Consider the following 13,766-nt stretch of genomic DNA (forward strand, 5'->3'; position numbering starts at 1 on the left):
GGTTGGCGGCCCCGTTCGAATTAATACTCTTCCTGACAGACACTTTAGCGTGTGTCCGGCGGTCGCGCTTCCATGAGTCGGAGAAGACTCCCGATCCACTCCGGTTTGCCGGGTTGTCGCAACGTCGGTGAAAGCGCTACAGCACGCCGGGGATTGCCCGGACGATGCCCACGCGGGCGCCCCCGCCCAGTACCGCGGGTGCGGCCAGGGCGGCGTGCTCGGCCGTCCACGCCACCCCCATCCGCTGCAGAATTGCCTGCGTCAGGGGCATCCGCGCGCGGTCGTGCCCGTCGTCGATCTTGTAGGCGAAGGCCCGGCCGTCCGGCAGCGCACCCGCGTGCACCCCGTCGGCGCCTATCTTGCAGACCAGGCCGGGGGTGGCGGTCATGATCAGCAGGTCCGGCCCGGCCGTGCCGGAAATCACTCGCGGATGCGCGCGAATGGCATCGGCGACCCGGCGCTGCGGGGTCTCCGGCGGGGCGGTCGCGAAGGTCGCGTAGGCGCGCGCCAAGTTGACCAGGGAGACCGGCACGATCGGCAGGCCGCAGCCATCGATGCCCAGGTCGGACTCCGGTTCGCCGGTGATGTCGGTGATGGTGTCCACCACCGCCCGCTGCAGCGGATGCGCCGCGTCCAGGTAGCCGGTGGTGGGCCAGCCGTTGATCACGCAGGTGGCCAGCATCGCGGCGTGCTTGCCCGAGCAGTTCATGTAGATCCGGCGCTCGGCGTCCGCGCGGTCGCGGCCGGCCAGCGCCGCGGCCCGGGCCGCCTCGTCGGCGGGCAGGTCCGGCGGGCATTCGAGCTGCTCCTCGGCGAAACCGAAGCGGTCCAGCAGGCGCCGCACCAGCTCCACATGGTCGGGTTCGCCGTAGTGCGAGGCGGTGGCGATGGCCAGCTCGGCGTCGTCGACGGGCTCGAAACCGTTGCGCAGCAGCGCGATCGCCTGCATCGGCTTGTTGGTCGAGCGCGGGAAGATCGGCAGGTGCACCTCGCCCAGGGCGACCTCCGGGTCGCCGTCGGCGGCCAGGATCACCAGCGAACCGCGGTGCACGCACTCGCGGAAACCCGAGCGCACCACCTCCACCAGTTCGATGCTCACGACCCGACCTCGCTGTCCGGCGTCAGCCGCTCGCGGTGCTGACCGGTCAGCGTGGCGTCGCGGTGGGTGGTGTGCCGGCGGGTGTGCCGGGCGACCTGCATGCGCACGTCGTCGGACACGGTCGGCTCCAGCGCCAGCAGCCGCTGCAGCCGCCCGGGGTCGGCGCCGGTGAACAGGTCGCGGACCGTCACGCCGTGCTCGGGCACATGGTCCACCCGCACCTCGTCGCCCGCGCCGACGCTGCCCTCGGTCAGTACCCGCAGGTAGGCACCGGTGTCGGAACGCAGGGCGAATCGCTTGACCCAGCGTTGCTCGCCGGACCAGTGCTGGAACGTCGCGCACGGCACCCGCGGCGCGGTCACCTCCAGCACGGTGTCGCCGATCGACCAGCGCTCGCCGATCACGGCGTCGCTCACCGGCAGGCCGCTGATCCGCAGGTTCTCGCCGAACCATCCGGCGGGCAGGGTGCGGTTCAACTCGCTGCCCCAGCGCCGGGCGTCCTCCTCGGCGTAGGCGTACACGGCCTGGTGCACGCCACCGTGATGGGTGGTATCACAGACGTGATCGCCCTCGAGTCCGAGCGGGCGCACCGGAACCCGGTGCGGGACAGGACGTTTGTCGATGGCGGTGCGGCCCACCCGGCTCACCTTCGCGGGCACCTCGAGTTCGGCGTGCAGCACGCACACGGCCAGCACGGTGCCGACGTTTCCCGGCCGTCTCGGCGGGAGCGGGTCGGTCATCGCCCGCGCAGCCGCTCGACGGCCATCCGGCCGGCCTGGGGTTCGTCGTCGGGCGGCAGCGAATCCGGGTCGATCGCCGCGGCCATCGGGCCCGCCTCGAGTTTCGCGTCGGCGGGCACCGCGCGCTTGATCAGAGCGAGCGCGATCGGCCCGTACTCGTAGTGGTCCACGAGCGTGCCGAGGCGGCCGACCGGGCGGCCGCCCGCGGTGATCGGATCACCGGTGACCGGGCGGGAATCGGCCGAGCCGTCCAGATGCAACAGCACCAGGCGCCGCGGCGGTTTGCCGAGGTTGTGCACCCGCGCCACCGTCTCCTGGCCGCGATAGCAGCCCTTGTCCAGGTGCACCGCGCCGCGCTCGGTGACGCCGCCGATCCAGCGGGCCTCGTGCGGAATGGTCCGGTCGTCGGTGTCGAGGCCGAGCCGGGGCCGCAGCGCCGCCACCCGCAGCGCCTCGAACGCCCACAGTCCGGCCGGGGCCGCTCCGGCATCGGTCAGCCGCGACCACCATTCGGCCAGGCGGTCGCGCGGCACCACCAGGTCGAAGGAGTCCTCCGTCGGCCACGGCATCCGGCGCAGAAAACCGCCGCCCGGCAGCGCGATCGCGGCGTACGTGGACGGCAGCGGGCCGATGCCCGCGGCATCGGCGATCTGCTGCGCCTTCGGACCCAGCAGGGAGAGCATCGTGTGGTCCGGCGCCGCTTCGGGGTCGGCGTCGGCCCAGAAGACCATCTTCTGCAGGAAGTTCAGCAGTTCCGGCCCGCGCTCGCCCTCGGTGTCGATCCACAGGGTGCCGTCGAGGTCGGTGAGGACGAAATGGTGCTGCACCCGGCCGTTGAGGTCGAGGTCCAGATTCTCGGCGCTGCGCCGGTCGCCGAGCTGGGCCACGTGCTGACTGGAGATGGTGTGCAGCCAGGTCAGGCGTTCGGCGCCGGTGATGGTGAGGACGAATCGGTGCGAGCGGTCGACGACCGCGGCGCGTTCGGCGGCGGCGCGCTGCTCCCCGAACGGATCCCCGTAATGCCACGCGACCGCGGCATCGGGCGACTCCGGCGGGCCCGGGACGGCCCCCGGCGCGGTGAGCAACGGGCTGGGCGGATGAACCACGGACACATACCCACTGTATGCGGTGCGCCGAGTACGCCGCCGCTCGGCGATGTCGTCGATCACCAAAAAGTTGCTCGTACGGGGCTGATCTCGGGGTTGGTTCACAGGTTGCCCACCGCGGGTTCGGTACCCCCTCATAGCACCGCCGGTTCGCCTAGGCTGCTGCGCATGGTGGATCGAGTTCTGGTTGCACTCGACGGCACCGTCCGGGATCCGGACGAGCCGTTGCTCTACGCGGATGACATCGGCGCGCTGCGCGGCGACGGTGTTTTCGAGACGGTACTGGTACGGGACGGCAAGCCCTGCGCGATCGAATTACATCTGGCCCGGCTGCGTCGTTCGGCCGAGGCATTGGACCTGCCCGACCCGGACCTGGGGCAATGGCGCACTGCGGTCGAGACGGCGGCCAAGGAGTGGGGCAGCGAGCACGAGGGCATGCTGCGCATGATCCTCACCCGGGGGCGCGACGGCGTCGAATCCACCACGCGGGCCGCGTCGCGCAAGCCGGCCGAGCGAGCGCCGGTGCCGACCGCCTACGTGCTCGTGGTGCCCGTCGCCGAGCGCGTGCACAAGGCGCGCACCGAAGGCGTTTCGGTCATCACGCTCTCGCGCGGCATCTCCGTCGATCTGGCGCCGAACGCGCCGTGGTTGTTGCTGGGCGCCAAGACGCTGTCCTACGCGACCAACATGGCGGCGCTGCGGTTCGCCGCGCGGATGGAAGCCGACGACGTCATCTACACCAGCACCGAGCACCGCGTCCTGGAGGGCCCGCGATCGACCGTGGTGCTGCAGCGTGACAAACAACTCATCACGCCGCCGGCGCGGCACGGTGTGCTGCCCGGGATCACCCAGCGGGCGCTGTTCGCCGAGGCGGAGCGGGCCGGGTGGGACTGCCGCTACGAATCCTTCTTCACCGCCGATCTCATTACCGCCGACAGTGTTTGGCTACTGGGCAGCGTGACGTTGGCCGCACGGGTGGCGACGCTGGACGGGCTGCGGATGTCGCCGCCGGAGTGCGCGTCGGAGATCACGGAGCTGGTGGAGCGGGGCGTCGCCCGCACGTGGAGCCTGGCCGACTGGTCGTAGCCGACCGGAACCTGTTACCGCACAGCGAAACACTCGGTGTGTCGTGGTGTAGGACTCATTGATCTGCGGCCCGCCCGGCGTAGCCTTTACTACGACACGTCGTAGTACGGCAGCAGGGAGGGCCCATGGGCACCGGCAGTGCGGGAATCCGTCCACACCCGATGGGCTCGGTCGCGCCCGGATTCGGTGGGGCGCGGTCATGAACGTCGTGGACGTCTCGCGGTGGCAGTTCGGGATCACCACCGTCTACCACTTCATCTTCGTGCCACTCACGATCGGGCTCGCGCCGCTGGTCGCCGGATTCCAGACGGCGTGGGTGGTCACCGGCCAGGAACGCTGGTACCGGCTGACGAAATTCTTCGGCAAGCTGTTCCTGATCAACTTCGCCCTCGGCGTGGCCACCGGCATCGTGCAGGAATTCCAGTTCGGCATGAACTGGAGCGAGTACTCGCGCTTCGTCGGCGACATCTTCGGCGCGCCACTGGCGTTGGAGGGCCTGGTCGCCTTCTTCATGGAGTCGACGTTCCTCGGGCTGTGGATCTTCGGCTGGACGCGGCTGCCGAAATGGGTGCACCTGGCGACGATCTGGATGGTCGCGATCGGCGTGAACGCCTCGGCGTACTTCATCGTCGCCGCCAACTCCTTCATGCAGCATCCGGTCGGCGCGCACTACAACCCCGAGACCGGCCGCGCCGAACTGCACAGCATCATGGCGGTGCTCACCAACAACACGGCGCTGGCGGCCTTTCCACACGTGGTGGCGGGCGCGTTCATCACCGCGGGCACATTCGTGGCCGGTATCGCCGGATGGTGGATGGTGCGCAATGCCCGCTCGGGCGACGAGCGCAGGATGGCCGAGGCGCGCCGGTTGTGGCGGCCCGCCGGGCTGGTGGGCATGTGGGTGATCGTCGTCGCGGGAATCGCGCTGGTGTACACCGGTGACGTCCAGGGCAAGCTGATGTTCGAGCAGCAGCCGATGAAGATGGCGTCGGCGGAATCGTTGTGCCACACCGCGACCGACCCGGAATTCTCCGTCCTGACCGTCGGCACGCACAACAACTGCGACAGCGTCACGCACGTCATCGAGGTGCCCGGGGTGCTGCCGTGGCTGGCCGAGGGGAAGTTCAGCGGGGTGCGGCTCGAGGGCGTCAAGGACCTCCAGGAGAGCTACAACGAGAAGTTCGGGCCCGGCGACTACCGGCCGAATCTGTTCGTCACCTACTGGTCGTTCCGGGCCATGATCGGCTGGGTGGCCGGTTCGGGAGCCATCGCGCTGCTCGGCTTCTGGATGACCAGGCGCGGGCGAGTCCCGGATCAGCGCTGGTTCTCGTGGTTGAGCCTGCTCGTCATTCCGACGCCGTTCCTGGCCAACAGTTCCGGCTGGGTGTTCACCGAAATGGGGCGTCAGCCCTGGGTGGTCGCGCCCAACCCGACCGGAGACCTGGATATCCGAATGACGGTGCAGCAGGGCGTTTCCGGCAATACCGCGGGGACGGTGCTGTTCTCGCTGATCGTGTTCACGCTGCTGTACGGCGTGCTGGCGGTGGTGTGGTTCTACCTGATGCGCCGCTACGTCGTCACCGGGCCCGAGGAACCGGCCGCCGCGGCCCCCGCCGCGCCGAGCGGGGCCGAGCCCGTCGAGAAGCTGTCGTTCGCCTACTAGGAGCCGATGATGAGTCTGCCCGAATTCTGGTTCTTGCTGATCGGCATCCTGTTCACCGGCTATTTCGTGCTGGAGGGTTTCGACTTCGGGGTCGGCATGCTGATGCCGATCCTCGGCCGCGGCGACGAGACCCGAAAACGCGTCCTGCTCAACACAATCGGACCGGTGTGGGACGGGAACGAAGTGTGGTTGCTGGTCGGTGGCGGCGCCATGTTCGCCGCCTTCCCGGAGTGGTACGCCAGCCTGTTCTCCGGGTTCTACCTGGCGCTGCTGCTGATCCTGGTGGGCCTGATCGCGCGGGCCTGCGCGATCGAGTGGCGTGGCAAGATCGACGATCCGAAGTGGCGGCGGTGGGCCGACGTCGGCATCGGAGCGGGTTCGTGGATACCGGCTTTCGCCTGGGGGCTGGCGTTCGCGAACATGGTGCACGGGGTCCGGCTCAACGCCGACAAGCACATCGAGGGCGGCCTGCTGCCGCTGTTCAACGGCTACGGCCTGCTCGGCGGGCTGACCACTATGCTGCTGTTCCTGCTGCACGGCGTGGTGTTCGTGAGCCTCAAAACCGGCGGGGAGGTCCGGGCGTCGGCGGTGAAACTCGAACGGCTGCTGTGGATTCCGACGGCCGTCGCGGCCGGGGCGTTCGGGTTGTGGACGCAGCTGGCCTACGGCAGGGACTGGACCTGGGCGATGGTCGGGCTGGCGGTGGCGGGCCTGCTGCTGGCCGGGGCGGCCCTGTACCTGGGCAAGGGGAAGGCGCACGGCGCCAAGGCCGACGGCTGGGCGTTCCTCGGCACCGCGGTGACCATCGTGGGGGCGGTGGTGCTGCTGTTCGGTTCGCTGTATCCGAACGTGCTGCCCTCGACCATCGACGCCGCCTACAGCCTGACCGTCGACAACGCCTCGTCGACGCCCTACACGCTGAAGATCATGAGCTGGTGCGCGGTGATCCTGACGCCGATGGTGCTGGTGTACCAGGGGTGGACGTACTGGGTGTTCCGCAAGCGGCTCACCACCGAACAGATTCCGCCGGCGATCGGTCTGCCGGTGGGCGCCTCGAGGAGCTGACCGTGGCCCGACCCGTCGACCCGCGGCTGTGGCGGTACGCCCGCGCGGCGCGTCCGTATCTCCTTGTGAGCGTGGGGCTTTCGCTGGTCATCACCGTCGGCATCGTGGTGGCGGCGCTGGCGCTGGCGCGGGTCCTGGCCGGGGTGATCACCGATCCGGGGCGGCGGACGCTCGGTTCCTGGACGGCCGAGCTGGCGGTGTTCGCGCTCGCGGTCGCCGCTCGCGCGGCGGCGACCTGGTGGCAGGCGCGGCTGGCGCATCGGGCGGGCGCCCAGGTGGTGGCGGAGCTGGAGGGAGCGGTGCTGGCGGCGGCCGCGGAGCTGCCACCGCGCGAATTGGATTCGCGCCGAACCGAACTGGCGGTCGTGGTCGGCAACGGGCTGAGCGGTCTGCGGGCCTACCTGACCGGTTATCTACCCGCGCTGCTGCTCGCGGTGCTGGCGCCGCCGATCGTGCTCGCGGTGATCGCCATCCACGACCTCACCGCGGGCGCGATCATCCTGGTGACCCTGCCGCTGATCCCACTGTTCATGGTGCTGATCGGGCTGATGACGCAGGGCCGCGCCGCCGCGACGCTGGAGGCGACCACCCGGCTGTCGGACCAGCTGTTGGACCTGTTCGCGGGGATGCCCACCCTGCGGGCGCTGGGGCGGGAAACCGGCACGGCGGCAGCGGGTTCGGGGCGCGATGGTTCCCGGTGTCGTGACGATCGGCCGCTCGCGTCCGGCCCGTCCGGGAACGGTGCGGACGGACTCCGGCGGACGCAGCGGGACCGGGTGCGGGCGCTCGGGGAATCGCTGCACACGCGGACCATGGCGGCGCTGCGGGTCGCCTTCCTGTCGTCGATGGTGCTGGAGTTGCTGGCCACGCTGTGTGTCGCGCTGGTGGCGGTGTCGATCGGGATGCGGCTGGTGTACGGGCATATGAGTCTGTACGCCGGGTTGGTGGGATTGATCCTGGCGCCCGAGGTGTACCTACCGCTACGCGCGGTCGGTGAGCGATTCCATGCCGCGCAGGACGGGATGGCCGCCGCCGCAAAGGCTTTCGCGGTGCTGGAGCCCGCGCGGCAGGGGCCGGAACGGGCCGCGAGACAAGGCGGCTCACCGGGCTTGGTGGCGGGACAGGGCGACCTGCCGGAGCGGGCGGCGGGACAAGGTGACCTACCGGAGTGGGCGGCGGGACGGGGCGGCTTCCCGAAGTGTCGTGGTGTCATAGGGATTCGGGATCTCACCGTGCGCGGGCGGGACGGTGACGCTCCCGACGGCTTGTCGGCGGTGTTGCGGCCCGGCGAGGTCACCGTGCTGACCGGGGCCAACGGCTGCGGTAAATCGACAGTGCTGCAGGCGATCCTGGGATTGATCGAACCCGATCGGGGTACCGTGACCGTCGACGGAATCCCCGTGCCCGAACTGGACCCCGAACGCTGGTGGTCGCAGCTGGCATGGCTGCCGCAGCGGCCGGTGCTGCTACCGGGCACCCTGCGGGAAAACTTGGAGCTGTTCGGGGCTCGCGCCGAAACGCCGTCGGGCGGTCCGGTGCGTGTGCTCGGCGATCTCGAAGCTGCCTGCGCCGCAACGGGATTCGACGCCGTCCTGGAAGAGTTGCCCGAGCGCTGGGACACCGTCGTCGGCACCGGCGGCCTGGGGCTTTCCCTCGGCCAGCGCCAACGCCTGGCCTTGACCCGCGTCCTCGCCTCCGACCGCCCCGTGCTGCTACTGGACGAGCCCACCGCACACCTCGACGCCGCCGCCGAGGCCACGGTCCTGGCGGCCTTGTCCGACCGCGCCCGCGCCGGGGCGACCGTCGTCGTGGTCGCCCACCGCCCCACTCTGCTCGCCGCCGCCGACCGGGTGGTCGAGGTCGCGGCGGCACCCATCGTCGATGCGTTCGACCCGGGCGCGGACCGCGCCGAGCGATCCGGCCGCACCACAGCCGAATCCGATCCGACCGGGAACGCGGCCTCCTGGCCCGAAGGCGGTGGCAGACGCCTGGATGCCGCTTTCGTGCCGGCCCGGAACGGGTCGGTGGACGCGGTCCGCACCGCCGGTGCCGGACCCGAGGATCGGATGCGCCGATGAGGCAGGGGCTCAACGATTTCCGCCGCCTCCGGGAGCTGCTGGAGCTGTCCCGATGGCGTATCGCCGTATCGATCGGGTGGGGCACGCTCGCGCTCGGCAGCGGACTGGCCCTGGCCGCCCTGGCGGCGTGGTTGATCGCCCGCGCCTGGCAGATGCCGCCCGTGCTGGATTTGAGCGTGGCGGTGGTCGCGGTCCGCGCACTGGGCATCGCGCGCGGGCTGTGCCGGTATCTCGAGCGCCTGGCGACCCACGATGTCGCCCTGCGGGCCATGACCACGGCCCGCACCCGCGTGTACTCGGCCCTTGCCGCCGCGGATATCTGGACACTGCGGCGCGGCGGTTCGTCCGCACCGCTCGACAACGATCCGACGCGGCTGCGGCGGGGCGATCTGCTCACCCGGATCGGCACCGACATCGATGATCTCGGTGCGGTCGTGGTGCGGGCGTTCGTGCCGATCGCGGTGGCGGTGGTGTTGTCGACGGCCGCGATCGGACTGCTCGCTACGGTCTCGCTCGCCGCGGCGGGTGTGCTCGCGCTCGCGCTCGCGGTCGCCGGAATCGTGGCGCCGTGGCTGTCCGCGTGGGCCGCACGGGCGGCCGAGACGGCGGTGCGCGCGGACCGCCGGATGTTCACGGCCGCCGCGGTCACCGTGCTCGACCACGCTCCCGAACTGCGCGTCGCCGGACGCCTGAACAGCGCACTCGGCGAGGCTGCCGCCGCCGGACAGCGGGCCGTCGCCGCCGAGGACCGCGCGGCCTCCCGCAGCGCCTGGGCGGCGGCCGCCACCCCGCTGTCGGTCGGGGCCAGCGTCCTCGGCGCGCTGCTCATCGGAATCATGCTGTACGGCAGCGGAACCGGCGCACCCGCCGACCCCCTGCAACCCGCACCCCCGGGCGGCATCACGCCGATGGCCCTGGCCGTCCTGGTACTCCTGCCGTTGTCGGCCTTCGAAGCGGTCGCCGTACTCCCGGCCGCCATCCAGGCCCTCACCCACGGCCGCGCCGCCCTCCACCGCATCACCGCAATCGAACACACCCCGACGTCCAACCGCACCACCGTCGACGCCCCGGCGAGCACGCCGAGACCAACCTCCAGCGACGCAATCGCATCGGGCACCGGCACGGCGAGCGCCCCGACCCCCGGGACGGCATATGCGCCGGTGACCGATCTCCGCAGGGCCGGCCCGGCCGAAAGGCGGCTCAGCGTTGCGATCGAGCCGGAAGGACTCTCTGGCCCGCCGGGAGCGGGCGCGGGTGTATCGAGCGTGGCGCAAGCGAACCCCGCTATGCCGCAACCGGATTCGCGGACAATCCCGCCAGGCCGCAGGATCGCCGTCGTCGGACCGAGTGGGGCGGGGAAGACTACCTTGCTGATGGAGTGGGCGGGCTTGTTCGATACGCCGCGGCCGGGGGTCACGTTCTTCGCCGAGGACGCGCATCTTTTCGGTACCACAGTGCTGGAGAACCTGCGGGTGGCTCGGGGCGATCTGACCGAGGCGGAGGCGGTGGCCGCCGTGCGAGCGGTGGGGCTGGGGGACTGGCTGGACGGCCTGCCCGAGGGGTTGCACACCGAGCTGGTGGGCGGTGCGGCGGCGGTGTCCGGTGGTCAGCGGCGGCGGCTCCTGCTCGCCCGCGCCCTCGTCGCCCCGGCCGACGTGCTGCTGCTGGACGAACCCACCGAGCACCTGGAGGCCGACGCCGGTGCCGACCTCCTGCGCGCACTGCTGGACGAACACAGCGGACTGGTCGCCCCCGACCGCACCGTCGTGGCGGTGACCCACCAACTGCCCCCGGACCACCGCGCCGACACCGTTGTCGAAGTCCACCCCGGCGGCCGGACCACCATGCGTGCCGCCGCGCCCGCGAACTCACTCGGCACGCCTTCGCACACGACGTCGCGCTAACCGTCCGTGAGGGCTGGGAATTCCCTCCGACCAGCGCTTCCGCTGCGCGCGAAAATCCGTTGCCGACCGGCGGGATGCCCACTAGATTCGTTCGTACACGGGAAAGGAGGTGGTTCGAAGAATGAGTATTCGATGGACACGTGAGGTGGCTGTCAGCTAGCGCCACCGCTGCAGACGGATTGTCGTTCGCGCGAGCGCGGAGCTAATCCCAGGCAGCCACCCGACCCCCGAGCCCCTGGTTTGTCCGCCCGGGATCGCGAGAGGACCCCTCCGCGATAGGGTTCGGGGGTCGTTCCATTTCCGGGCCGCCGCGATGGGAGCAGGTCAGCCGATATAGCGCTGGAGGCGGGCCGAGAGCCGGGGCTTCAGCGCGCCGTCGGCCTCCACTCGCTCCTCGACATAGCCGAGGTCACCGCCCTCGACAATGCCGTAGAGGCGCTTCGCGCCACCGACGACCGCGCCGGACTGGCTGCGGATCACCACATCGGTCGCCAGCTCCCAGGAGGACTGGGTGAGCGCCTGGCCGTAGAACAGCTCGACCACACCGGAACTGTGCGTCAGCAGCAGCTCGATGACCTCGTCGTCGCCGTCGATGCCGACCCGCCAGAAGCCGCTCTCCCGCAGATCGGGGCCGGCGTACTTGCCGTCGCTGTCGAGCACCCAGGAACGCGAGTCCCACGCCAGAAAGTCGCCACCGTCGTGCGAGACGATGATCTGCTGGCCGAAGTGATAGTCGCCGCGCTCGGGATCGTTGCCCTCACCCTCGCCGCGCCACACACCGACCAGCGGTAGCAGCGCGAGCATGGACGAACTCAGATCCGGGCCCTCGCGCAGGTTCGCGGTGTCCTCCGGCAGCGGCAAACCGGACAGCTGCGGGATATTGCGAACGGCCGTCGACTTCGCACGCTCGGCGGCATCTGCGACCGCCTGGTCGCCACTGCGGCGCGCATCGCCGGACGGCGCCTCGTGCGCCGCACCGTTCGCTGCTGTTGCTTTGTCGACGTTCTCGCGCGCCGACTCTGTCACGACTCGGTGAACAGCCGGTAGAGGACGTACAGACCGAACCACGCGATCAGCACGGAGACGAGGACCAGCAGAATCTCGAAGGCAAGGACCACGATTCGAAGTCTAACGACCCCGCGACCCGGAGACGACAACGGCCCCGGGATTTCGAACCCCGGGGCCGTCGGCGGACTTGTCGCGAACGCGCCTACTTGGCGACCTTGACGTCCACGCTGTGGATGCCCGCGCCCTCCGGCTGCACCGCCGCCGAGCCGTTGCCGGCCGACGACAGCGCGCGGATGGTCCAGTTGCCCGGTGCGGCGAAGAACCGGAAATCGCCGGTGCCGGAGGCGACCACCTCGGCGGTGAATTCGTCACTGGAGTCCAGCAACCGGACGAACGCGCCACCCACGGGGTTGCCGTCGGCGTCGAGAACGCGTCCGGTCAGGACGGTTTCCTTCTCGGTGTCCACGTTGGCCGGCAGAGCCTGGCCCTGGGTAGGTGCTGCGCACATATCTATGCTCCCAACTCGATCGGTGCACCGACGAGGGAGCCGTACTCGGTCCAGCTCCCGTCGTAGTTCTTGACGTTCTTGTGGCCCAGCAGCTCCTGCAGCACGAACCAGGTGTGCGAGGAGCGCTCGCCGATGCGGCAGTAGGCGATGGTCTCCTTCTCGCCGTCGAGGCCCGCCTCCTTGTAGAGGGCGTCGAGTTCCTCGTTCGACTTGAAGGTGCCGTCCTCGTTCGCGGCCTTGGACCACGGGACGTTGATGGCGCCGGGGATGTGGCCCGGCCGCTGGCTCTGCTCCTGCGGCAGGTGCGCCGGCGCCAGGATCTTGCCGGAGAACTCGTCGGGCGAGCGCACGTCGACCAGGTTCTTGTTGCCGATCGCCGCGATGGCGTCGTCGCGGAAGGCGCGGATGGACAGGTCCTGCTCGCCGGCCTTGTAGGTGGTGGCCGGGCGGTTCACGGCTTCCTTCGACAGCGGGCGGCCGTCGAGTTCCCACTTCTTGCGGCCGCCGTCGAGCAGCTTGACGTTCTGGTGGCCGTACAGCTTGAAGTACCAGTACGCGTAGGCCGCGAACCAGTTGTTGTTGCCGCCGTAGAGCACCACGGTGTCGTCGTTGCCGATGCCGCGCGCCGACAGCAGGTCGGAGAACTGCTCCCGGTTGACGAAGTCACGCCGAACCGGATCCTGCAGGTCCTTCTTCCAGTCGAGCTTCACGGCATTCTCGATGTGGCCCGTGTCGTAGGCGGAAGTGTCCTCGTCGACCTCGACGATGACGACGCCGGCGGCGTTGAGGTTCTCTTCGACCCAGTCTGCGGAGACCAGGACATCGGAGCGAGCCATGTTGTTCCTTTCGATGTGACTTACCGGGCTAGGTGGGGGAATGGGTGGAGGCGGCCGACCGCGGGAGCAGCCGCTGGGCGAAGGGGTAGAGCAGGCAGCCCAGGCACACGCCGAAGGCCGCGTTGAGCAACGCCGCGAACAGCGCGAAACCGGCGAAGATCGCGCCCGCCACGGTGCTACCCGCGACGAAGCCGACGAAGCCGAGCACCGCGAACACGCCGCCGACCAGCTGCGCGAACCGCAATGGCGGCACCGGCTCGGTCTCCGGCGGCGGGCCGTTGCGCGGCGCGACCAGGGCCGTGTAGATCCGGCCGTACGGGCTGCGCCGGGGGCCGTGGAGGGCGCCCAGCGCGAACACCACCGCCTGCAGCGCGATCAGCACGGCCGCGAGCGGAGTGGAGAACGCGGCGGCGACCAGCACCACCACGAGCACGCCGGTGGTGATCCAGGCCGCGAAGCGGGGACCGCGCACGTCGACGCGTTCGGTCGATAAATCGGTGTCGAAACTGTTGTGGGACATCGGAGGAATCTCCTGCGCTGCATGGTTCATCTGTCAGGTATTTGCCAGATCACCGGGACCACGAAATCCGATCACGCGGTGGGAGAAAACCGGCCGGCGTCAGCGGGCAACGAAGGGCCGACCGGCTACATGCACAGGCAGCAACAACCGCCG

12 protein-coding genes are annotated in these 13,766 nt (G+C 70.1%); 5 read left to right on the top strand and 7 right to left on the bottom strand.

Features of this window, described 5'->3' with window-relative positions; all coding sequences use genetic code 11:
* Positions 1-136 precede the first annotated feature (136 nt).
* Genes NWFMUON74_RS02985 through ygfZ form a run of 3 tightly spaced genes read right to left on the bottom strand, consistent with a single transcriptional unit; the run spans position 137 to position 2,951 of the window.
* Positions 137-1,099 carry an asparaginase gene (locus NWFMUON74_RS02985; RefSeq protein WP_187686471.1) on the bottom strand — a complete coding sequence of 321 codons (963 nt, stop codon included), beginning with the start codon at positions 1,097-1,099 and terminating at the stop codon, positions 137-139.
* Complete coding sequence (locus NWFMUON74_RS02990; protein WP_187686472.1) at positions 1,096-1,839, bottom strand: MOSC domain-containing protein; 744 nt, start codon at positions 1,837-1,839, stop codon at positions 1,096-1,098. The genes NWFMUON74_RS02985 and NWFMUON74_RS02990 overlap by 4 nt, the downstream gene beginning before the upstream one ends.
* A complete protein-coding gene (gene ygfZ / locus NWFMUON74_RS02995; RefSeq protein ID WP_232110812.1) occupies positions 1,836-2,951 on the bottom strand; it encodes a CAF17-like 4Fe-4S cluster assembly/insertion protein YgfZ in 1,116 nt (371 codons plus the stop codon). The genes NWFMUON74_RS02990 and ygfZ overlap by 4 nt, the downstream gene beginning before the upstream one ends.
* Before the next feature lie 162 nt (positions 2,952-3,113).
* On the opposite strand from ygfZ, the gene NWFMUON74_RS03000 reads away from it, so the two are divergent.
* The 5 genes from NWFMUON74_RS03000 to NWFMUON74_RS03020 all read left to right on the top strand — a co-directional run bounded on the left by NWFMUON74_RS03000 (position 3,114) and on the right by NWFMUON74_RS03020 (position 10,741).
* Positions 3,114-4,031 carry an aminodeoxychorismate lyase gene (locus NWFMUON74_RS03000; RefSeq protein WP_187686474.1) on the top strand — a complete coding sequence of 306 codons (918 nt, stop codon included), beginning with the start codon at positions 3,114-3,116 and terminating at the stop codon, positions 4,029-4,031.
* A 199-nt stretch (positions 4,032-4,230) separates the two neighbouring features.
* Positions 4,231-5,694 (top strand): cytochrome ubiquinol oxidase subunit I, encoded by a 1,464-nt coding sequence (locus NWFMUON74_RS03005; protein ID WP_187686475.1) that lies wholly within the window; start codon positions 4,231-4,233, stop codon positions 5,692-5,694.
* A 9-nt stretch (positions 5,695-5,703) separates the two neighbouring features.
* Positions 5,704-6,759 carry a cytochrome d ubiquinol oxidase subunit II gene (cydB, locus tag NWFMUON74_RS03010; protein WP_187686476.1) on the top strand — a complete coding sequence of 352 codons (1,056 nt, stop codon included), beginning with the start codon at positions 5,704-5,706 and terminating at the stop codon, positions 6,757-6,759.
* A gap of 2 nt (positions 6,760-6,761) precedes the next feature.
* Complete coding sequence (locus NWFMUON74_RS03015) at positions 6,762-8,837, top strand: ABC transporter ATP-binding protein/permease (RefSeq protein WP_187686477.1); 2,076 nt, start codon at positions 6,762-6,764, stop codon at positions 8,835-8,837.
* Complete coding sequence (locus tag NWFMUON74_RS03020; RefSeq protein WP_187686478.1) at positions 8,834-10,741, top strand: ATP-binding cassette domain-containing protein; 1,908 nt, start codon at positions 8,834-8,836, stop codon at positions 10,739-10,741. Before NWFMUON74_RS03015 ends, NWFMUON74_RS03020 begins: the two co-directional genes overlap by 4 nt.
* A 324-nt stretch (positions 10,742-11,065) precedes the next feature.
* Here NWFMUON74_RS03020 and NWFMUON74_RS03025 read toward each other — a convergent pair whose 3' ends face one another.
* The 4 genes from NWFMUON74_RS03025 to NWFMUON74_RS03040 all read right to left on the bottom strand — a co-directional run bounded on the left by NWFMUON74_RS03025 (position 11,066) and on the right by NWFMUON74_RS03040 (position 13,613).
* Entirely contained in the window at positions 11,066-11,767 is a 702-nt protein-coding gene (locus NWFMUON74_RS03025) for a heme-binding beta-barrel domain-containing protein (RefSeq protein ID WP_187686479.1), read from the bottom strand.
* 184 nt (positions 11,768-11,951) lie between these two features.
* Positions 11,952-12,257 carry a DUF1416 domain-containing protein gene (locus NWFMUON74_RS03030; protein ID WP_187686480.1) on the bottom strand — a complete coding sequence of 102 codons (306 nt, stop codon included), beginning with the start codon at positions 12,255-12,257 and terminating at the stop codon, positions 11,952-11,954.
* Positions 12,258-12,259: 2 nt separating this feature from the next.
* Positions 12,260-13,093, bottom strand: a complete 834-nt coding sequence (locus tag NWFMUON74_RS03035) for a sulfurtransferase (protein ID WP_187686481.1) — start codon at positions 13,091-13,093, stop codon at positions 12,260-12,262.
* A 28-nt stretch (positions 13,094-13,121) separates the two neighbouring features.
* Positions 13,122-13,613 (bottom strand): DUF4395 domain-containing protein, encoded by a 492-nt coding sequence (locus tag NWFMUON74_RS03040; RefSeq protein ID WP_187686482.1) that lies wholly within the window; start codon positions 13,611-13,613, stop codon positions 13,122-13,124.
* Positions 13,614-13,766: the final 153 nt, after the last annotated feature.

Source organism: Nocardia wallacei, from assembly GCF_014466955.1.
GTDB lineage: Bacteria > Actinomycetota > Actinomycetes > Mycobacteriales > Mycobacteriaceae > Nocardia > Nocardia wallacei.

Coding starts and splice junctions, on each gene's coding strand:
- NWFMUON74_RS02990 (WP_187686472.1), bottom strand. CDS start 1,839: ATGACCGACCCGCTCCCGCCGAGACGGCCGGGAAACGTCGGCACCGTG.
- NWFMUON74_RS03000 (WP_187686474.1), top strand. CDS start 3,114: ATGGTGGATCGAGTTCTGGTTGCACTCGACGGCACCGTCCGGGATCCG.
- NWFMUON74_RS03005 (WP_187686475.1), top strand. CDS start 4,231: ATGAACGTCGTGGACGTCTCGCGGTGGCAGTTCGGGATCACCACCGTC.
- cydB (WP_187686476.1), top strand. CDS start 5,704: ATGAGTCTGCCCGAATTCTGGTTCTTGCTGATCGGCATCCTGTTCACC.
- NWFMUON74_RS03020 (WP_187686478.1), top strand. CDS start 8,834: ATGAGGCAGGGGCTCAACGATTTCCGCCGCCTCCGGGAGCTGCTGGAG.
- NWFMUON74_RS03030 (WP_187686480.1), bottom strand. CDS start 12,257: ATGTGCGCAGCACCTACCCAGGGCCAGGCTCTGCCGGCCAACGTGGAC.
- NWFMUON74_RS03035 (WP_187686481.1), bottom strand. CDS start 13,093: ATGGCTCGCTCCGATGTCCTGGTCTCCGCAGACTGGGTCGAAGAGAAC.
- NWFMUON74_RS03040 (WP_187686482.1), bottom strand. CDS start 13,613: ATGTCCCACAACAGTTTCGACACCGATTTATCGACCGAACGCGTCGAC.